Origin of the sequence: Ochrobactrum sp. 19YEA23 (assembly GCF_029909865.1) — a bacterium.
Taxonomy (GTDB): domain Bacteria; phylum Pseudomonadota; class Alphaproteobacteria; order Rhizobiales; family Rhizobiaceae; genus Brucella; species Brucella gambitense.
In genome coordinates this window covers 281,992-301,562 of record NZ_JASAMQ010000004.1, presented here as the reverse complement: position 1 = coordinate 301,562, position 19,571 = coordinate 281,992, and the positions used below count along the sequence as shown (strand labels likewise).

Here is a 19,571-nt window from a genome sequence, read left to right as displayed (position 1 = left end):
ATGTCAGAATTTCAGTCTTCCGCTGCGATGCGGGAACCTTCGCCGCGCTCGTCCGAACGCATGGCGGAACTCGCGCTTGCCATTGGCGGTTTCGGCATCGGCACCGGCGAATTCGCCATCATGGCGCTTTTGCCGGATATTGCCCGCGATCTCAATGTATCGATCCCGCAGGGCGGGCACCTCATCAGTTCCTATGCGCTGGGTGTGCTGATCGGCGCGCCTGTGTTGGCGGTGATCGGTGCGAGGCTGGACCGTCGCAAGCTCCTTTTCCTGCTCATGGGCCTCTTTGCCTTCGGCAATCTCGCCAGCGCTTTCATGCAGGACTATTCCAGTCTTTATATGATGCGTTTCATCGCAGGCTTTCCGCATGGCGCTTATTTCGGCGTCGCATCGCTGGTTGCTGCATCGTTGGCTGAACCTGGCAAACGCGCCCAAGCAGTCGGACGTGTGATGATGGGGCTGACGATTGCCACGCTCTGCGGCACGCCGCTGGCGACATGGCTGGGGCAGGTGGCCGGTTGGCGCGCCATGTTCGGTTCTGTCGGGCTGATTGCCATTCTGACCATGGTGATGGTGACGCTTTATGTGCCCAAGCTGCCCGCAGCTGAAGGCGCGTCGCCGCTGCGTGAACTGGGCGCGCTGCGCCGCAGGCAGGTGCTGCTCACGCTTGCCATTGGTGCTATCGGCACGGGCGGGCTGTTCTCCGTCTTTTCTTATGTCGCCGCCACCGTGACGGAAGTTTCTCATATCGATGTGAAATGGATGCCGCTGGTCTTCGTCATGTTTGGTCTCGGCATGGTGCTGGGCAATATTGTCGGCTCCCGGCTGACTGACCGTTCAGTGATGGGAACCGTCGGTATCGTTCTGCTTTATGACATGGCGGTGATGCTGGCATTCCCGCTGCTGATGCAGCATCCGCTCACCGCCTTCCTCAATGTGCTTCTTGTCGGCGGCGGCTTTGCGCTGGTGCCTGCACTGCAAACCCGCCTGATGGACGTGGCTGCTGACGCGCAGACGCTCGCTGCGGCGCTCAACCATTCAGCGCTTAATCTCGCCAACGCGCTTGGCGCATGGCTCGGTGGTCTGGCGATTGCATGGGGCTACGGCTGGACATCGACCGGTACGGTCGGCGCGTTGTTGGCCCTTGCCGGTCTAGTTGTGTTCGGAATTTCGATGCTGCTGGACAAGACGGGCTCAAGGGGCGGCTCGGCAGAGCTTGCCTCACAGGAAAGCTGAACAGTTCGCCACAAACAAAAACACCCGTCGCGGGAGGAGCGACGGGTGCTTATGGGGAAGACCGGACAATGGGGGGAGGAGGACGTCCGGTCTTTTGATCGCCAGGGAAAAATGGGAGGAGGAAACCCCGGCGATAACTTGTTTGAGCAATTGAATGCTCTTGAAACTGTAAGGACCGCGCGGTTAAGAGGTCGCGATCCTGAAAGAAGGCTAGTGCCTTCTGGTGGCGCTTTTCCCGCTGATTAGCGAGCAGCAGCCTTGCGTGCGACGAACGGAATTTCCGAAGGCAGGATGCCGAGGTCGTTCAGTTCACGTGGGCTCAGGCGGCTCAGTTCGTTTACGGTTGTACGGTAACGGCGCCAGTTGTTGTACGAGCGGATCAGGTTCATTTCTCTCACCTAGTAAAATCTATCTCTCTGTGTTGCAAACAGCATATAGGCTTGAGCGATCTGAAAAAGGAGAGCCAGATTTGCATAGCTGATGTGCAATTAAGCTTGGAGATTGCATGTTTTTTACGCAGATCGGTCATTATGTTATCACAATTGGCGTTCTCCATGGCTAAATCACCATTTTTGAGAGTCTGAACGGCCTCCGTCGCTATCATTTTTAGCATAGCTAGTGAAAATCTCCGATTTATACATGCATGACGGCCAATCCCCGGGTGGCTGGCGAAGCGGCTCAAGTTTTGTCGCAAAAGTTCTGGAATTTGTCGGTTGAAGACCACAATTCTACATGACTCCCAAAGCGGATTGAGCTAAGGGATTTGTGTCGGGTGCCGAAGCATGCGTTTTACAAATGCTTTTTCACTGTCTGTCTGCGGGAGAGCGCCAATTGGCCGCCGAAGGGGAAATCGCCCGAAATCTCTCAGGTACAAGGAACCGCAGACGGGTAAGACAACTCTGGAAAGTCGGGGGAAACTCCGCGCCGAAGGTGTAAGTGTAGCGCTTTGCTATGCGAGTCTCTCAGGCCTGAGACAGAGGGGCACGAAGCTACCGCATTTTGCGGAAGGCATACGTGCGACTCTGGAGTTGTTATGGGCGATACCGCACATTTGAATACCCTGCCTTTGCAGGACTTGCATGAACAGGCTGGCGCGCGCTTCGGCGGCTTTGCAGGCTGGAACATGCCGATCACCTATCCGCTTGGCGTTATGAAGGAGCATCTTCATACGCGTGACCATGCGGGCCTTTTCGACATTTCCCACATGAAGCTGGTCGAAGTTTCCGGCAGCGACGCTGCGGCACTTCTGGCGGAAACCTGCCCGCTCGATCCGACGGTGCTGAAGACCGGCCAGTCGAAATATACTTTCTTCCTCAATGATAAGGGCGGCATTCTCGACGATCTCATCGTCACGCGCCTCGGTGAAGACCGCTTCATGGTCGTCGCCAATGCGGGCAATGCCGATGCCGATATCGAGCATCTGAACGAAGCCGCTTCCGGCAAGCAGGTCACGGTCAATCCGCTCGACCGCGTGTTCCTCGCCATTCAGGGCCCGGAAGCCGAAAGCGTTATCGTCGATGCCGGTCTGGCCGGTGCTGCTGATCTCGCCTTCATGAGCGGGTTTGAGCCCAAGCAGGGCTGGTTCATGACCCGCTCGGGCTATACCGGCGAAGACGGTTTTGAAATCGGCCTCCCTGCCGATGAGGCGCGCGCGCTGGCGACCAAGCTTCTTGCCGACGAACGCGTTGCGTGGATCGGCCTTGCCGCCCGCGACAGCCTGCGCCTTGAAGCCGGGCTTTGCCTGCATGGTCAGGACATTACGCCGGAAACCGATCCGGTCTCCGCTGGTCTCACCTGGGCGATCACCAAGCCTGTGCGCGAAAAGGCTGCCTTCAACGGCGCCAAGCCCGTGCTTGATACTATTGCCAAGGGTGCGAGCGCCAAGCGCGTCGGCCTCAAGCCGGAAGGCCGCCAGCCGGTACGCGGCGGCGCAGACCTGTTCGATGAAAGCGGCCGCCAGATCGGCACAGTCACATCGGGCGGTTTCGGTCCTTCCGCCGGTTTCCCGGTTGCCATGGGCTATGTCGAGGCCAGCCTCGCTACCCCCGGCACACGTGTTTTCGCTGACGTTCGCGGCAACAAGGTTCCCGTTGACGTTTCGGCGCTTCCCTTCACACCGCATCGCTATCGCAAAGGATAATTTCCATGGCCAAAATCCTGTTCACCGAAGATCACGAGTGGATCAGCGTCGAAAACGGCGTCGCCACTGTCGGCATTACGATCCACGCACAGGAACAGCTGGGCGACCTCGTTTTCGTCGAGCTGCCGGAAGTCGGTCGCACCGCCTCCAAGGGCGAGGGCATCGTGGTTGTGGAATCGGTCAAGGCCGCTTCCGACGTTTATGCGCCGGTTGACGGCGAAGTGGTGGAAGTCAATGAAGCCGTATCGTCCGATCCGGCTCTGATCAATCAGGCTGCTGAAGGCGATGGCTGGCTGTTCAAGCTGAAGCTTTCAGATGAAGGCCAGCTTTCCGGTCTCCTCGACAAGGCCGGTTACGACGCACTGGTAGGATAAAGCGATGATCCAGCAGGTTCTTCCCTTTGTTGCCCGTCATATCGGGCCGAGAATTGAAGACGAGCGCGCCATGCTGGCCGCGCTCGGCCTTCCTTCCATGGAAACCCTCATCACGCAGGCTGTTCCGGCGTCCATTCGCCTCAACCGCGCGCTCGATCTGCCAGCGCCTTTGAGCGAACACGCGGCACTGGCCGAACTGAACGAAATCATGGGCCGCAACGTGGTGAAGAAGAGCTTCATCGGTGCGGGCTATCATGGTGTGCACACGCCGCCGGTGATCCAGCGCAACCTGTTTGAAAATCCGGCCTGGTACACGGCTTATACGCCCTACCAGTCGGAAATCAGCCAGGGTCGTCTGGAGCTGCTGTTCCATTTCCAGACGCTGGTTGCCGAACTGACCGGTCTGCCGGTTGCTTGCGCTTCGCTGCTGGATGAAGCGACTGCTGTTGCCGAAGCCGTGGGCGTTGCCTGCCGTCATCACCGCGACAAGCGCAGCCGTGTGCTTCTGGCAGGCGATCTGCATCCGCAGACCGTCGATGTCGTCAATACGCGCGCCGAGCCGCTCGGCTGGCTGGTTGAAGCTGGCAGCACTGTTGACGACAACACTGCTGCGGTCATCGTTCCATGGCCGGATACCAGGGGCGTTTATGGCGACTTTACCGGCGTTATCGCCGATGCAAAGGCCAAGGGCGCGCTGGTTATCGCCGTTGCCGATCCGCTGGCGCTGACCATCATGGAAGCCCCTGCCAAGTGGGGTGCGGACATGGCTGTCGGTTCCATGCAGCGTTACGGCGTACCGATGGGCTTTGGCGGCCCACATGCCGCTTATCTCGCCGTGTCCGAGCCACTCACCCGCATCATTCCGGGCCGCATTGTCGGCCAGTCGGTCGATGCGCATGGCCGCGCGGCCTATCGTCTGGCGCTGCAGACCCGCGAACAGCATATCCGTCGCGACAAGGCGACCTCGAATATCTGCACCGCGCAGGCGCTGCTCGCAAATATGGCGGTATCCTATGCCATCTGGCATGGTCCGGCTGGTTTGCAGGCGATTGCAACGCGCATTGCCGGTCTTGCTGCAAGCTTTGCTGCTGGCCTTAAGGCCGCTGGCGTCGAAATCGCCGGTGACAGCCTGTTCGATACGGTTTCGGTCAAGGTGGCTGGCAAGGCTGCGAAGATAGCCGACGAAGCCGACAAGGGCGGTCGTCTGCTGCGCGTCATCGACGCCGACACGGTTGGCGTGACTTTCGATGAAACCTCGACCGAAGATGATCTGGCCGCGCTGGCCGTTCTGTTCGGCGCGAAAGCAGTCGAAGGCGATGCGGTTCTCGTTCCGGGCAACGGGCATGATAAAGTTCGGGGTGAGGGCTTCCTGACGCAGGATGTATTCCATTCGCACCGTTCGGAAACCGAGATGATGCGCTTCCTGCGTCGTCTGGCCGACAAGGATCTGGCGCTTGACCGCGCGATGATCCCGCTCGGTTCCTGCACCATGAAGCTCAATGCGGCGGCAGAAATGATGCCGGTGAGCTGGAACACGGTTGCCAATCTGCATCCCTTCGCACCTTCGGTACAGACCGAAGGCTACGCGAAAATGACGGCTGACGTCGAAGCATGGCTTTGCGAAATCACCGGTTTTGCGGGTGTTTCGCTGCAGCCAAATGCCGGCAGTCAGGGCGAATATGCCGGTCTTCTGGCGATCCGCCATTATCACCAGTCGCGTGGCGAAGGTCATCGCAACATCTGCCTGATCCCATCATCTGCGCATGGCACCAATCCGGCCAGCGCCTCGATGGCAGGCATGAGCGTTGTCGTGGTCAATTGCCGCCCGGATGGCGATATCGATATTGACGATCTCAAGGCCAAGGCCGAGAAGCATCGCGATAATCTGGCCGCCTTCATGATCACCTATCCGTCGACCTATGGCGTGTTCGAAGAGGGCATCAAGGCTTTCTGTGACATCGTCCATGACAATGGCGGTCAGGTCTATTTCGACGGCGCAAACCTCAATGCCCTCGTTGGCCTTGCACGTCCGTGCGATATCGGCGCCGATGTCTGCCACATGAACCTGCACAAGACCTTCTGCATTCCTCATGGCGGCGGCGGTCCGGGTGTTGGTCCAATCGGTGTTGCAAAGCATCTGGTGCCTTATCTGCCGGGTCATGTCGACCTTGGTTCCAAGCACGCCGTTTCGGCTGCGCCGTTTGGCAGCGCGTCCATTCTGGTCATCACTTGGATGTATATCCGCATGATGGGTGGTGCGGGTCTGAAGAAGGCGACTGAAGCTGCGATCCTCAACGCCAATTACATCGCGCATCGTCTGAAGGACGCTTATCCGATCCTTTATACGGGCGCGCATGATCGGGTGGCGCATGAGTGCATCGTGGATACGCGTGTTTTGAAGGATAGCGCAGGCGTAACCGTGGAGGACGTGGCCAAGCGCCTCATCGACTATGGTTTCCATGCGCCGACCATGTCCTGGCCGGTTGCCGGCACGCTGATGATCGAGCCGACGGAATCCGAGCCGAAGTCGGAAATCGACCGTCTTTGCGATGCGATGATTGCCATTGCGGGTGAAGCGAAGAAGATTGCCGATGGTGTCTGGCCTGCCGACGACAATCCGCTCGCCAATGCACCGCACACGGCAGGCGATACGCTGGCCAGCGAATGGACGCATCCTTACACCCGTGAGGAAGCGGTTTTCCCGGCCATTGCCCTTGGCGGCGAATTCGACGCGACGGCGAAATACTGGCCTCCCGTCAGCCGTGTGGACAATGTCGGCGGCGACAGAAACCTCATCTGCTCCTGCCCGCCAGTTGCAGCCTATGGTTGATTGCCAGTCTGGTGATTGAAAATACGAAAGCGCCGCGGAACGCGGCGCTTTTTTAATGGCATTATCTTTATTGTAACTTGGGATTTCGGGAGCGGTGCCAGTTGGCGCATATATTCATCGTGTTGAATCACGTAACATATCGATAAGCTGGAGAAATTGTGAAGTTTATTATCTCGATTGCGTTGGCCGCGTTTACTTATACTGGATTTGGCTCAATTGAATCGCAAGCTGAGGTTTCGCCCAACGGGTCTGATGCTCCAGTACAATGTTGGTGGGAGGGTACGCCTCCTAAGCGTTGCTGCATAGATTCTTATGGAAATCATACGTGCTGACCGAATCTGGTAGATTCCCAACATAAGTTGATTTTCATGCGGAAGCTCTACTTCGGTGGAGCTTCTTTTTATTGAGCGCAACTGAAATTTGGGCAAAAAAAGAGCCGGACTAAGAAGTCCGGCTTAGTTATGAAGGTGCCACTTGGGCAAACCTCCAGAGGGGAACACTTACCGCGCGCAATGGGAGGAGGCACAGCGGTAAGTAACCCCGATATGGATCAGTCAGCCTGAATGTTCAACCCCTCAGTCGCTTTTTTTTGACGATTTCGGAAGATTATGAACTTTTTCACCCGTTTATGGTCGTGGCTAACGATGCAAACATGGGTTGTGTTTCATTTCGGATCAGGCTGCGATCGCTAAATTACAAAATCATTTCCGTAGGATAGCCCATGAGTCGGGATGGATCAAATTTCCACGTTTTGTCAGGCTTGCCTTAATTGCTCCCATAAACACATGAAATCATTAGAATAATTCTAAAACATTCCTATCGTAGTCATGTTCATTTGTCTTGCAGTGGGCGCGAGCTACTTATAAAAGGTGACCAATCGTCGGCACTTAAATCGAAAGCGATTTTTTGTAAGCACGACGCTTGGATTGAAAAGTTAAGAGCGTGCTTTGTGCGCCGGACGGATGTGCAGCGCACTTCGTTGAAGAAGGCTGAGGCTGATCGAGAACTTGCCCGAGACCTGATCGAAGGGGGCGGACCTGTTTCTCTGTCTGTTTGGATAGATCGAAATGCTCGTACCGTTTCTCATCATGTTCCGCGAAGGCGTGGAGGCAGCGCTGATCGTCGGCATCATCGCGAGCTATCTGCATCAGACGGGACGCAGCGCCTGGATGCCGGTTGTCTGGATCGGCATTCTTCTGGCGCTTGCTATGTCGCTCACCGTTGGGGCGATCCTGCAAATTCTGAGCGCGGAGTTTCCGCAAAAGGCGCAGGAGCTGTTTGAAGCCATCATTGGTTTGATCGCCGTTTTCGTGCTGACCTCCATGGTGTTCTGGATGCGCAAGGCTGCACGCTCGATCAAGGCCGAGTTGCACCACTCCATCGATGCGGCTTTCGAAACGCCGACGCATAAAGGTGTCGGCCTTATCCTGATGGTGTTTTTCGCCGTCGCGCGCGAGGGGCTAGAGTCGGTCTTTTTCCTGCTGGCCGCGTTCCAGCAAAGCGAAGGGCCCGCAGCGCCGCTTGGTGCACTGCTGGGTGTGCTGCTCGCCGCTGCCGTTGGCTATTGCATCTATAAGGGCGGGTTGAGGCTCAATCTGCGCCGTTTCTTCCGCTGGACGGGCGTTTTCATCCTGATCATCGCCGCTGGCATTCTGGTCAATTCGGTCATGGCGCTGCATGAAGCCGGTCTCTGGAACCATTTCCAGACGGTGGTTTTCGATGCAAGCGACATTCTACCGCTCGACAGCACGCTCGGTTCGGTTCTGGCCGGTATCTTCGGCTACATCGCTACGCCGACCGTGAGCGAAGTCGTGGCCTATGTCGCCTTCCTTGTTCCGGCCCTCATCCTTTTCCTGATGCCATCGTCTGCGCCCGTTCAGGGTGCGCAGGCTAAGCATAGCGCCTAGTCAAAGAGATTTTCATGACGAACCCTAAAGCCACCGAACCGTTTTCCCGCAATCTGGTTCGCATTGGACTGGTGCTGGCTGTGCTGCTTCTCGTGGCCGCGGGCGCGGCATTCTATTACGCCTCGCGCGTTTCGGACAAGGCGCGCCATGCGGATGCTGAAGGCAAGATTCAGGTGGCGATCAATGCGAAAAGCTGCGAGCCGAACGAACTGACCGTTCCGGCTGGCCGCTCGGTGTTCGAGATCGTCAACAAGTCTGATCGCACGGTCGAGTGGGAAATTCTCGACGGCGTCATGGTGCTGGAAGAGCGCGAGAATATCGCGCCCGGTTTCAAGCAGACAATCACCGCGAAACTCGCGCCCGGCGAATATCAGATCACCTGTGGTCTGTTGTCCAATCCGCGTGGCAAGCTGACGGTTACGCCGTCTGCCGCAAGCGATGCCGAAAAGGGCAAGAAGCTGCCGCTGACCGCCTTCATCGGCGCGCTGGCGGAATATCAGATTTATCTCGCAACCGAAGTGGCGGAATTCCAGAAGGCGACCGGCGATCTGTCGGCTGCGGTGGCCAGCGGAAATCTCGAAACTGCGCAGGCCGCCTATGGTCCGGCCCGCGCTGCCTATGCCCGCATTGCGCCTGTTTCGGAAGCCTTCTCCGATCTGGATACGGCCATCAATGCCCGCGCGGATTATTTCGAAAAGCGTGAGCAGGATTCCGCCTTCGGCGGCCTGCATCGCATCGAGTATGGCCTGTTCGAGCAGAAATCGGCGGAAGGTCTGGCCCCGGTTGCGGACAAGCTGGCACAGGATGCCGGTGCATTGAAGGAGCGTATTCGCGCTCTGCGTATTTCGCCGGATCGCATGCTGGCAGGCACCGCATCGGCGCTTGATCGCTTCGCCTCCACGGCAGGCGATACGGGTGAAGACCGCTATGCCCATACCGACCTGCAGGCTTTTGCCGGTCTCATTGAAGGTGCGGCCAAGACGGCTGATGTGTTGCGTCCCATCGTGGACAAGGTCGATGCGAAGGCATTTGAAGGCATCGACAAGGAACTGGCTGCGGTGAAGGCTCTTTTGAGCGCCAATGCCGAAGGCAATGGTTTCAAGGCCTATGACAATCTCTCGTCTGATGAAAAGACGAAGATAAAGGACGGCGCCGCTTCGCTCGCCGCCCAATTCTCTAAACTCCGCGATCAATTGGGAGTGGATTAATGACCAAGAAATTTTTGAAAACTGATAATCCTGTTTCACCTTCACGCCGCGCATTGCTGCTTGGCGCCGGGGCAACCGGCATTGCCGGCACCGTGGCGGGCGTGTTGAGCCCGCAACCGGCTCATGCGCTGTCTTCCGACAGCGTGACCAACGCGCCGGAAAGCGACAAAATTCACGAAAGCCAGCCTTTCCATGGCGTTCATCAGCCGGGCATTGTCAATGCACGCCCGGCGGCTGGTCTGGTCGCGGCCTTCGACGTTCTGGCGCGGGATCGCGGTGAACTCGAACGCATGTTCAAACTCCTGACCGAGCGCGCAGCCTTTCTGATGAAGGGCGGCGAGCCGCAGCAGCTTGATGCGAAGTTTCCCCCATCGGATTCAGGCATTCTTGGCCCGACCGTGACGCCGGACAATCTGACCGTGACGATCGCGCTCGGCCACTCATTATTCGATGACCGTTTTGGCTTGAAGCCGATGAAACCGCAGCAGTTGCAGCGCATGACGGGCTTTCCCAATGACGCCTTGCAGAAGGATATCTGCCACGGCGATCTGATGATCCAGTTCTGCTCCAATACACCGGACACCAATATTCATGCGCTCCGCGATATCATGAAGAACATGCCGGATTTGCTGATGGTGCGCTGGAAGCAGGAAGGCACTGTGCCTGTCCAGCCGCCGCATTCACCGAAAGCCAAGGAAAGCGCACGCAATTTCCTCGGTTTCCGCGATGGTTCGGCCAATCCGGATGCCTCCGACAAGAAGCTGATGCAGCAGGTTGTCTGGGTGCAGAAGGAAAGCGACGAGCCCGATTGGGCCGCCGATGGCAGCTATGTCGCGGTGCGCATCATCCGCAATATGGTGGAGCGCTGGGATCGCACACCCCTCCAGGAGCAGGAGACGATTTTCGGTCGTCGCAAGGATAGCGGCGCGCCGTTCGACGGCAAGACCGAAGCCGATGTGCCGGATTACGCCAAGGATCACGAAGGCAAGGTCACGCCGATGGATTCGCACATCCGTCTGGCCAATCCGCGCGATGCAATGGCGCATGAGAACCTGATCCTGCGGCGTCCTTTCAACTATTCGAACGGCGTCACCAAGTCGGGTCAGCTCGATATGGGACTGCTGTTCATCGCCTATCAGGCCAATCTCGAAAAGGGTTTCATCACCGTCCAGAACCGCCTCAATGGCGAGCCGCTGGAAGAATATATCAAGCCCATCGGCGGCGGATATTTCTTCGCGCTGCCGGGCGTGAAGGACGATCAGGACTATTACGCACGTGGATTGCTTGCGGCGAGCGGGCCGCAAAACGCCCGCGGGTGAGGTGGAGGCATTTTCCAACTGGCCCAAGCTGTTTGGTGAAATGCGCAACAAGATGACAGAGCGTTTTGAACGGTTGAGGCCGGAACGCTCTGTCGATCATCATGGAGAGGCTAAACATGAAGTATCGTCTGCCATTATTAGCATCGGCTTGCGCCGTCGCGCTCTCGCTCAGCTTCGGTGCTGCCAAGGCCGAGGTTTCGCCGCTGGATCTCGTCCAGCCGATTGCCGATTATAAGGTCTATGTGCAGGAGCACCTCGACATTCTCGTGAAGGATACCAAGGCTTTCACGGATGCGATCAAGGCTGGCGATCTGGCGAAGGCCAAGGAACTCTATCCGTCTTCACGCGTCTCTTATGAAAAGATCGAGCCGATTGCCGAGCTTTTCGCTGATCTCGATGCATCCATCGACAGCCGCGCCGACGATCATGAAAATGGCGAGAAGTCGGACGACTTCACCGGGTTCCATCGCCTCGAATATGGTCTGTTCGCACAGAACACGACCGATGGCCTGGCTCCTTTTGCCGACAAGCTCTATGCCGATGTTCTGGAACTCCAGAAGCGCGTGAAAGACTTGACCGTTCCGCCTGAAAAGGTCGTGGGTGGTGCAGCCGCGCTCATGGAAGAAGTGGCCGCTGGCAAGATTTCCGGTGAAGAAGACCGTTACAGCCACACCGACCTTTGGGATTTCAAGGCCAATGTCGATGGCGCACAGAAGATTGTCGAGCTGTTCAAGCCGCTGATCGAAAAGGAAAATCCTGATCTGATCAAGAAGGTGGAAGCCAACTTCAAGACCGTTGACGATATTCTTGCCAAGTACAAGAAGGGCGACGGTTACGAGACCTATGACAAGCTGTCGGAAGACGACCGCAAGGCGCTTGCCGGTCCGGTGACGACACTGGCAGAAGACCTGTCCACGCTGCGCGGCACGCTCGGCCTGAACTAATCAGTTCCACACTGGAAAATGGAAATGGCGGGCATTGCTCGCCATTTTCTTTTGGTCAGATTGCGCCCGGATAGACTCTGACGGGGCGATTATCCTTGACGGATTCCATCACCACGAAGGTCGATGTGCTTGCCACATTGGGCAGGCTGGAAATCTTTTCGCCCAGCACTTCACGGTAGCGACGGATATTGGGCGTTCGCACTTTCAGAAGATAGTCGAATGAACTTGCGATCATGTGGCACTCTTCAACCTCTCGAATCTTGCGAACGGCAATGTTGAAAGCGTTGAGCGCCGCCTCGCGCGTATCCGACAGTTTGACGGTCGTGAAGGCGATGTGATCGATACCCAGTTTTTCCGGATCGATCGCTGCGCGAAAGCCCAGAATATAGCCTTCATCAACCAGTCTTTTCAGTCGCGCCTGGCATGGCGTCTTGGAAAGACCGACCTTTTTTGACAGCTCGGTCACCGGAATTCTGCCGTCTTCGCTCAGGACTTCCAGAATGCGCCGGTCGAACTGATCCAGATCGTCTACAGACTCTATTTTTCGCATTCATTTTGCCTTTATAGATCGCAATAATAAGATCGTTTTTCCTTTATATGGTTCAATTCAAGGCAGAATGCAATTTGCGCCGATGATAGTGTGCACCCAAATAAAACAGAGGTAAACTGGGCGCTACGCCCGGGCCTGTTCTCTTTTGCGAGCCTTGCATCATGACCGATAAAATTCCCGCTTCAACAAATCCGGTTTTCCAGAATTTTGCGCCGCCAATCCGCGAGCAGAGCGCTCTGCGTCAGATCATTACGAGCGCCTATCGCCGTTCGGAAGCGGAATGTGTGACGGCTCTGGTTGAGCAGGCGACGCTCCCGGAAGAAACCCGCAAATCCGTTCGTGCTACCGCTCGCAAGCTGATCGAGGCGCTGCGCGCCAAGCACAAGGGCACCGGCGTTGAAGGTCTGGTGCATGAATATTCGCTGTCGAGCCAGGAAGGCGTGGCGCTGATGTGCCTTGCCGAAGCGCTGCTGCGTATTCCGGACATGGCAACCCGCGATGCGCTCATCCGCGACAAGATTTCCAATGGCGACTGGAAGTCCCATATTGGCGGCGGTCGTTCGCTGTTCGTCAATGCGGCCACCTGGGGCCTCGTCGTTACCGGCAAGCTCACCAATACCGTCAATGATCGCGGCCTTTCGGCTGCGCTGACGCGCCTTATCGCCCGCTGCGGCGAGCCTGTCATCCGTCGTGGCGTCGATATGGCCATGCGCATGATGGGCGAGCAGTTCGTCACCGGCGAAACCATCGACGAAGCGCTGAAGCGTGCCAAGCCGCTGGAAGAGCGCGGCTTCCGTTATTCCTACGACATGCTGGGCGAGGCCGCGACCACCGCTGCCGACGCCGAGCGTTACTACAAGGATTACGAAACAGCCATTCACGCCATTGGCCGTGCTTCTGCCGGGCGTGGCATCTATGACGGTCCCGGCATTTCCATCAAGCTTTCGGCGCTGCATCCGCGCTATGTCCGCTCGCAAAGCGAACGCGTCATGGGTGAACTGCTGCCCAAGGTGAAGGCGCTTGCTGCAATCGCCAAGTCCTACAATATCGGTCTCAATATCGACGCCGAAGAAGCCGACCGTCTGGAACTGTCGCTCGATCTGTTGCAGAGCCTGATCGAAGATCCGGATCTGGCCGATTGGGAAGGCATCGGCTTCGTGGTGCAGGCCTATGGCAAGCGCTGCCCGTTCGTGCTCGATTTCATCATCGATCTGGCTCGGAGTAACAAACGCCGCGTTATGGTGCGTCTGGTGAAGGGCGCCTATTGGGACGCCGAAATCAAGCGCGCACAGGTGGACGGTCTGGAAGACTTCCCGGTCTATACCCGCAAGGTGCACACGGACGTTTCCTACATCGCCTGCGCCCGCAAGCTGCTGGCAGCAACTGATGCTGTCTTCCCGCAGTTTGCGACCCACAATGCGCAGACGCTGGCGACGATCTATCACATTGCCGGACAGGATTTCAAAACCGGCCAGTTCGAATTCCAGTGCCTGCACGGCATGGGCGAACCGCTCTATGACGAAGTCGTCGGCCCGTCCAAGCTTGGCCGTCCGGCCCGTATTTATGCGCCGGTTGGCACGCATGAAACGCTGCTGGCCTATCTGGTCCGCCGTCTGCTCGAAAACGGTGCGAACTCGTCCTTCGTCAATCGCATTGGCGATGAGAACGTATCGGTCGATGAACTCGTTGCCGATCCGGTCGAGGTCGTGCGCTCGATGGCTGTCGTCGGTGCGCGTCATGACCAGATTGCACTACCGGAAGGCCTTTACGGCGCTCGCCAGAATTCCGCAGGTTTCGACCTGTCCAACGAAGTGACGCTCGATGCGCTGAGCAAGAAGCTTGAAGCAACGGCAGATTGTAACTGGACATCCGAGCCGCAGGTTGCAGGCATCAAGGTCAAAGGCGCAAGCCGTCCGGTACTCAACCCGGGTGATCGCGAAGATGTTGTCGGCACGGTTACGGAAATTGATGCCGCCGATGTTGCCAAGGCTATGGCTGTCGCAAAGACCGCGACTGCAAGCTGGTCGGCGGTTGCACCTGCTGAGCGTGCCGCTTGCCTTGATCGCGCTGCCGACATCATGCAGCGCGACATGCCGGAACTGCTCGGTCTGGTGATGCGGGAAGCGGGCAAGTCCATGCCGAACGCCATTGCCGAAGTGCGCGAAGCCATCGACTTCCTGCGCTATTACGCCGAACAGACCCGTCGCACATTTGGCGTTGCCCATAAGGCGCTCGGTCCTATCGTTTGCATCAGCCCGTGGAACTTCCCGCTCGCTATCTTCACCGGCCAGATTGCTGCAGCACTTGTCGCTGGCAATCCCGTTCTGGCGAAGCCTGCCGAAGAGACGCCGCTGATTGCTGCGCAGGGCGTGCGTATCCTGCATGAAGCCGGTATTCCGGCGGATGCACTTCAGCTTCTGCCCGGCGATGGCCATATCGGTGCAGCACTGGTTGCAGCGCCTGAAACCTGTGGTGTGATGTTCACCGGTTCGACGGAAGTTGCGCGTCTTATTCAGGCCCAGCTTGCGTCCCGTCTGCTGCCAAATGGCAAGCCGATTCCGCTGATTGCTGAAACCGGCGGCCAGAACGCGATGATCGTCGATTCTTCGGCGCTTGCAGAACAGGTTGTCTTCGACGTTATCGCTTCCGCTTTCGACAGCGCCGGCCAGCGCTGTTCGGCACTGCGTGTGCTCTGCCTGCAGGAAGATGTGGCCGACCGCATTCTGGCTATGCTGAAGGGCGCGCTGCGCGAATTGTCCATCGGGCGCACCGACAAGTTGAAGGTCGATATCGGCCCGGTCATCACCGACGAAGCCAAGGGTATCATCGAAAAGCACATTCAGGGTATGCGTGAGCTTGGCCGCAAGGTTGAACAGCTGCCGCTTGGACCGGAGACGGCCAAGGGCACCTATGTTGCACCGACCATCATCGAAATTGAAACACTACGCGACTTGAAGCGTGAAGTGTTTGGCCCGGTTCTGCATGTGGTGCGCTACAAGCGCGACGACATGGAGCGCCTGATCGACGATATCAATGCGACGGGTTACGGCCTGACCTTCGGTTTGCATACGCGTCTTGACGAAACCATCGCCAATGTCGCTGACCGCATCCGCGTCGGTAACATCTATATCAACCGCAACGTCATCGGTGCGATTGTCGGCGTGCAGCCTTTTGGCGGTCGTGGCCTGTCTGGCACCGGCCCGAAGGCTGGCGGTCCGCTCTATCTCGGACGGTTGGTCGATACCGCGCCGATCCCGCCGCGTCACAGCTCGGTTCACACCGATGCCGCTCTCAAGGATTTCGCAAAGTGGCTCGGCCAGCGTGGCATGAACGATCTGGCGCAGGCAGCGCGTGAGACGGGCAGTGTTTCGGCGCTTGGTCTCGATATCGAGCTGCCGGGTCCGGTCGGCGAACGTAACCTCTATGCGCTGCATCCGCGCGGTCGCATCCTGCTGGTTCCGCAGACCGAAATCGGTCTCTATCGCCAGCTGACGGCAGTGCTTGCTACCGGTAACACGGCTGCAATCGATGCGGCTTCCGGCTTGCAGGCAAGCCTGAAGGACCTTCCGGCCAGTGTCGTTGCCCGTATCAGCTGGAGCAAGGACTGGCAGGCGGATGCGCCTTTCGCCGGTACACTTGTGGAAGGCGACAGCGCGCGTATTCTGGAGGTCAACCAGAAGATCGCAGGACTGCCGGGACCGTTGGTTCTGACGCAGGCTGCATCGACTGAAGAACTGGCCGCAAAGGACGATGCCTACTGCCTCAACTGGCTTTTGGAAGAGGTTTCCACCTCGATCAACACGACGGCTGCGGGCGGCAATGCCAGCCTGATGGCAATCGGCTGATTGCTTGTCATTTGAATGTTTGGAAAAGGCGGCTTTCGGGCCGCCTTTTTCTTTGAGTTCATAGATTTGTCATCGGAGAAGGATAGGCGCATCGAACGTTCATTCGTTCGATTCTCACTGGGAAACAGCCATGACTTTGCAATCTAGACAGGATCTCGACACGCGGCTTGCTCTTGCACAGACCCTCGCGCAGGAAGCGGGTACGAAGGCGCTGGATTATTTTAATCGTCGCGAAACGCTGGTGATCGAAACCAAGGGCGACTTGCAGGATGTGGTGTCTATCGCAGATCGTGATGTCGAGCAGCTCATTCGCGCCCGGGTTTCGGAAGAATTTGCCGAAGACGGATTTCTCGGTGAAGAGTTCGGGCTGAATGCGGGATCGTCCGGTTATACCTGGGTGGTCGATCCCATTGATGGGACCAGCCCCTTCGTCAATGGCATGCCGAGCTGGTGCGTTTCCATTGCTGTTCTCAAGGATGGTGAACCCGTTGTCGGTGTCATCTATGCGCCATGCTTCGACGAGCTTTATGTATCAGCCGAAGGGCAGGGCGCGACCCTCAACGGCAAGACGCTGACGCTCGATCCGTCGCGTACCATTCGCAATGCGGTTACCGGTATTGGTGCAAACCATCACGTCGCCCCGCAGACGATTGCGAAGATCGTCGAGAATCTGCTTGAAGCAGGCGGCACGTTCATTCGCAACGGTTCTGGCGCGCTGATGATTGCCTATGTGGCAGCTGGGCGTCTCGTTGGTTACTACGAGCCCTTTATGCGCGCTTGGGACTGCATGGCGGGCATCTGCCTTGTGCGCGAGGCTGGTGGTTATACTCATCCTTTTCCGACCGATGGTGGAAACCTCACCAAGGGGAACAAGGTCTTCGTTGCCGGTCCCGGCGCAGTGGGCGATCTGAAGAAAGTCGCTGGATTATAAGAAAAAGCCCCGGATTTCCGGGGCTGTCTTTCAGACCTATTTTATTTCCCATTCACCGGCTACGTCAGGAGTAAAGTAAACATTCATATCCACCTCCCCATCCACATCCTCTGCTTTGCTGGAAAGATACAGAGAAGCGCTTCCAGCATTCGTGATGATCGTCTTGGTATATGCGTTGTATATTAGTTCGACAGGCGATGCGCTAACGGCCTTGACTGCCCTTGCAATAGGGCAATCGTTTGGTTTCGTGTAGAAAGCAATCAGATTTGCGTCAAGGGGTTCCATCCTCAGAAAGAAGGTGCTTTCATCTGGGACTACTCCAACCAGAGTCCAAGTTTCGTAAAAACTCGGGGTATCGTTTACTTCGCTATCCAGTCTTACGTGATAAGTCCCGTCGGAAAATAGAGATTTCTCGCATACCAAATAACATTCGGCTTTCGTATTGTATATTTTTACCGTCTTCGACATAAGAATCCATAATTCATTAATTTAAATTGACGCATCTAACTATAAATACAATTTAGTTTATTTGTACTGGCATTATTTCTTTCTTGGTTTCCTTTTTTACGAGGTTGGATTATCGCGCTGATAAATCCAGTCGTGGTCGGGATGGTTCTTGAAGCGCCATTTGCGCAATGGCCCGGCCATGACATTGAGATAATACATCTCATAGCCATAGGGTGAGCCGCAGGGGTGATGCCCCTTCGGGACGAGCACGACATCACCGTCTGAAACGGCCATTGTCTCATCAAGGCTGCCATCTTCGGTGAAGACGCGCTGGATGCCGTAACCCTGCGCCGGATTGAGCCGGTGATAATAGGTCTCCTCCAGATAGGTCATATCTGGATAGTTGTCCTCATCATGCCGGTGCGGCGGGTAAGACGACCAGTTGCCCTGTGGGGTGAAAACTTCCGTCACCAGCAGGCTGTCGGCAACATCGCGGCCTTCCATTGCGATATTGTGGATGTAGCGCGTGTTGGCGCCCTTGCCGCGCTGCTCCAGCGTCAGGCCTTCGGGGCCAAGTTTCTGCGCCTTGCGTCCGGGTTTGCCCGGTGCGGTGCAGACGGCCAGAACACAATCGGTCGTGGCCATCGCGATCCAGTCGCTTTCGGCTGGAACATAGACGCAATGCGGCGGCAGCTTGTCGAACACGCTCATGCGTTCGCCCATATCGCCAAAATCTTCGCCGGATGCGGTAATTCTTGCCTTACCTTCCACCAGAACCAGAATGACCTCGGTGGTGTTGGTCCGCTCAGAGACTGTGTCGCCGGGTTTCAGCCGGTAGAGACCGAAACCGACATAGCCCCATTCGGCGCTTTCCGGTGTGATGTCGTGGACTTTGCCATGCGCGCCCTGCGGTTTGCGTAACAGATTGGCCATGTCTCAGTCTCCCTTGTCGAGCCCTGCTTCCCTGGCGAATGTTTTCAGCGATTTCAGCCCCAGCGTCTGATATTCAAACGGGTTGCGAATATCCGGGTCTTGCTCGGCTTCGATGACAAGCCAGCCCTGATAGCCGTGTCCGGCTGCTTGCTTCAGAACGGGCACGAAATCGACTGCACCGTCCTTGTCGCCGGGAACCGTGAATACGCCGCGACGCACGCCTTCAAGGAAGGACAGGCTCTGGTCGCTGACTTCGGTTGCAATGGTCGGGCGAACATTCTTGGCGTGGATATGGCCGACACGCGCCATATGCTTTTTTGCTGCGCGCTCAGGATCGCCGCCGCCAAACAGGCAGTGTCCGGTATCGAGCAGGAGTTTGGTTGCCGGGCCGGTATGTTGCATCAGCAAGTCGATTTCGTCCTCGCTTTGCACAATCGTGCCCATATGGTGGTGATAGACGAGAGCAATTCCCTGCGCAGCGGCATGGGCGGCGAGGGCTTCGACGCCAGCGCCGAAGTCTACCCAACGGGCTTCTTCCAGCACAGGGCGCTCGGCAAGCGGCTTGTCGTTATCGCCATGAATGGCGTTGGAGGTTTCGCAGACGATGATCACCTTCGAGCCCATGGCTTTCAGAAGATCGAGCGCTGGCTGCATCGCGGCCTTTTCGTCTTCGACCGAATTGGCGAGCAGGTTCAGCGAGTGCCAGCCTGAGACATAACGCAATCCGCGCGGTTCCAGCACGGCCTTTAGCGCTTGTGGTTCCTGCGGAAATTTATGGCCCTTTTCGATGCCGTCAAAGCCGATTTTCGCTGCTTCATCAAGGCATTGGTCCAGCGTGATATGCGCGCCAAGGCTGCGGTCGTCATCATTGGACCAGGCAATGGGATTGGTGCCGTAAAGGATCATC

The 19,571-nt window shown here is 57.2% G+C and carries 15 protein-coding genes and 1 riboswitch; of the genes, 10 read left to right on the top strand and 5 right to left on the bottom strand.

Going from position 1 to position 19,571, the window contains the following annotated elements; translation table 11 throughout:
• On the top strand, positions 1-1,236 hold the full coding sequence (locus QBD01_RS12920; RefSeq protein ID WP_280993134.1) for an MFS transporter: 1,236 nt from the start codon (positions 1-3) through the stop codon (positions 1,234-1,236).
• A gap of 242 nt (positions 1,237-1,478) precedes the next feature.
• On the opposite strand, the gene QBD01_RS12915 is transcribed toward QBD01_RS12920, so the two are convergent.
• A complete protein-coding gene (locus tag QBD01_RS12915) occupies positions 1,479-1,625 on the bottom strand; it encodes a DUF1127 domain-containing protein (RefSeq protein WP_078336788.1) in 147 nt (48 codons plus the stop codon).
• 418 nt (positions 1,626-2,043) lie between these two features.
• Positions 2,044-2,127, top strand: a riboswitch (glycine riboswitch).
• Between the two features lie 142 nt (positions 2,128-2,269).
• On the opposite strand from QBD01_RS12915, the gene gcvT reads away from it, so the two are divergent.
• The 7 genes from gcvT to efeO (QBD01_RS12880) all read left to right on the top strand — a co-directional run bounded on the left by gcvT (position 2,270) and on the right by efeO (QBD01_RS12880) (position 11,958).
• Positions 2,270-3,376 (top strand): glycine cleavage system aminomethyltransferase GcvT, encoded by a 1,107-nt coding sequence (gene gcvT / locus QBD01_RS12910; RefSeq protein WP_078336789.1) that lies wholly within the window; start codon positions 2,270-2,272, stop codon positions 3,374-3,376.
• A gap of 5 nt (positions 3,377-3,381) precedes the next feature.
• The gene (gene gcvH / locus QBD01_RS12905) at positions 3,382-3,750 is read left to right on the top strand and encodes a glycine cleavage system protein GcvH (RefSeq protein WP_078336790.1); all 369 of its coding nucleotides are present in this window, start codon (positions 3,382-3,384) and stop codon (positions 3,748-3,750) included.
• Between the two features lie 7 nt (positions 3,751-3,757).
• Entirely contained in the window at positions 3,758-6,580 is a 2,823-nt protein-coding gene (gene gcvP / locus QBD01_RS12900) for an aminomethyl-transferring glycine dehydrogenase (RefSeq protein ID WP_280993295.1), read from the top strand.
• Positions 6,581-7,647: 1,067 nt separating this feature from the next.
• Positions 7,648-8,487, top strand: a complete 840-nt coding sequence (gene efeU, locus QBD01_RS12895; RefSeq protein ID WP_280993133.1) for an iron uptake transporter permease EfeU — start codon at positions 7,648-7,650, stop codon at positions 8,485-8,487.
• Between the two features lie 14 nt (positions 8,488-8,501).
• On the top strand, positions 8,502-9,695 hold the full coding sequence (gene efeO / locus QBD01_RS12890; RefSeq protein WP_280993132.1) for an iron uptake system protein EfeO: 1,194 nt from the start codon (positions 8,502-8,504) through the stop codon (positions 9,693-9,695).
• Complete coding sequence (gene efeB / locus QBD01_RS12885; protein WP_280993131.1) at positions 9,695-11,014, top strand: iron uptake transporter deferrochelatase/peroxidase subunit; 1,320 nt, start codon at positions 9,695-9,697, stop codon at positions 11,012-11,014. The genes efeO (QBD01_RS12890) and efeB overlap by 1 nt, the downstream gene beginning before the upstream one ends.
• Positions 11,015-11,130: 116 nt before the next feature.
• Entirely contained in the window at positions 11,131-11,958 is an 828-nt protein-coding gene (gene efeO / locus QBD01_RS12880; protein ID WP_078336796.1) for an iron uptake system protein EfeO, read from the top strand.
• A gap of 55 nt (positions 11,959-12,013) precedes the next feature.
• Here the strand turns inward: efeO (QBD01_RS12880) and QBD01_RS12875 are convergent, their stop codons facing one another.
• Complete coding sequence (locus QBD01_RS12875; RefSeq protein WP_280993130.1) at positions 12,014-12,508, bottom strand: Lrp/AsnC ligand binding domain-containing protein; 495 nt, start codon at positions 12,506-12,508, stop codon at positions 12,014-12,016.
• A gap of 161 nt (positions 12,509-12,669) precedes the next feature.
• Here QBD01_RS12875 and putA point away from each other — a divergent pair, with 161 nt between their 5' ends.
• Both putA and QBD01_RS12865 read left to right on the top strand, forming a co-directional pair.
• Positions 12,670-16,353 carry a trifunctional transcriptional regulator/proline dehydrogenase/L-glutamate gamma-semialdehyde dehydrogenase gene (gene putA, locus QBD01_RS12870; RefSeq protein WP_280993129.1) on the top strand — a complete coding sequence of 1,228 codons (3,684 nt, stop codon included), beginning with the start codon at positions 12,670-12,672 and terminating at the stop codon, positions 16,351-16,353.
• A 130-nt stretch (positions 16,354-16,483) separates the two neighbouring features.
• Positions 16,484-17,284: an inositol monophosphatase family protein gene (locus tag QBD01_RS12865; protein WP_280993128.1), complete on the top strand. Its 801-nt coding sequence runs from the start codon at positions 16,484-16,486 to the stop codon at positions 17,282-17,284.
• A 36-nt stretch (positions 17,285-17,320) separates the two neighbouring features.
• Here QBD01_RS12865 and QBD01_RS12860 read toward each other — a convergent pair whose 3' ends face one another.
• From QBD01_RS12860 to iolE, 3 genes are all read right to left on the bottom strand, one after another.
• Positions 17,321-17,752: a hypothetical protein gene (locus tag QBD01_RS12860; RefSeq protein WP_280993127.1), complete on the bottom strand. Its 432-nt coding sequence runs from the start codon at positions 17,750-17,752 to the stop codon at positions 17,321-17,323.
• Between the two features lie 96 nt (positions 17,753-17,848).
• On the bottom strand, positions 17,849-18,664 hold the full coding sequence (gene iolB, locus QBD01_RS12855) for a 5-deoxy-glucuronate isomerase (RefSeq protein WP_280993126.1): 816 nt from the start codon (positions 18,662-18,664) through the stop codon (positions 17,849-17,851).
• Positions 18,665-18,667: 3 nt separating this feature from the next.
• Positions 18,668-19,570, bottom strand: coding sequence for a myo-inosose-2 dehydratase (iolE, locus tag QBD01_RS12850; protein WP_280993125.1), 903 nt, complete (start codon positions 19,568-19,570; stop codon positions 18,668-18,670).
• Between the last annotated feature and the right edge of the window lies 1 nt (position 19,571).

Excerpts from the sequence above, each read along its gene's own strand:
- QBD01_RS12920 (WP_280993134.1), top strand. The coding sequence starts at position 1 with ATGTCAGAATTTCAGTCTTCCGCTGCGATGCGGGAACCTTCGCCGCGC.
- iolB (WP_280993126.1), bottom strand. The coding sequence starts at position 18,664 with ATGGCCAATCTGTTACGCAAACCGCAGGGCGCGCATGGCAAAGTCCAC.
- iolE (WP_280993125.1), bottom strand. The coding sequence starts at position 19,570 with ATGATCCTTTACGGCACCAATCCCATTGCCTGGTCCAATGATGACGAC.
- efeO (WP_280993132.1), top strand. The coding sequence starts at position 8,502 with ATGACGAACCCTAAAGCCACCGAACCGTTTTCCCGCAATCTGGTTCGC.
- efeB (WP_280993131.1), top strand. The coding sequence starts at position 9,695 with ATGACCAAGAAATTTTTGAAAACTGATAATCCTGTTTCACCTTCACGC.
- efeO (WP_078336796.1), top strand. The coding sequence starts at position 11,131 with ATGAAGTATCGTCTGCCATTATTAGCATCGGCTTGCGCCGTCGCGCTC.
- QBD01_RS12865 (WP_280993128.1), top strand. The coding sequence starts at position 16,484 with ATGACTTTGCAATCTAGACAGGATCTCGACACGCGGCTTGCTCTTGCA.
- gcvT (WP_078336789.1), top strand. The coding sequence starts at position 2,270 with ATGGGCGATACCGCACATTTGAATACCCTGCCTTTGCAGGACTTGCAT.
- QBD01_RS12915 (WP_078336788.1), bottom strand. The coding sequence starts at position 1,625 with ATGAACCTGATCCGCTCGTACAACAACTGGCGCCGTTACCGTACAACC.
- efeU (WP_280993133.1), top strand. The coding sequence starts at position 7,648 with ATGCTCGTACCGTTTCTCATCATGTTCCGCGAAGGCGTGGAGGCAGCG.
- gcvH (WP_078336790.1), top strand. The coding sequence starts at position 3,382 with ATGGCCAAAATCCTGTTCACCGAAGATCACGAGTGGATCAGCGTCGAA.
- QBD01_RS12875 (WP_280993130.1), bottom strand. The coding sequence starts at position 12,508 with ATGCGAAAAATAGAGTCTGTAGACGATCTGGATCAGTTCGACCGGCGC.
- putA (WP_280993129.1), top strand. The coding sequence starts at position 12,670 with ATGACCGATAAAATTCCCGCTTCAACAAATCCGGTTTTCCAGAATTTT.
- QBD01_RS12860 (WP_280993127.1), bottom strand. The coding sequence starts at position 17,752 with ATGTCGAAGACGGTAAAAATATACAATACGAAAGCCGAATGTTATTTG.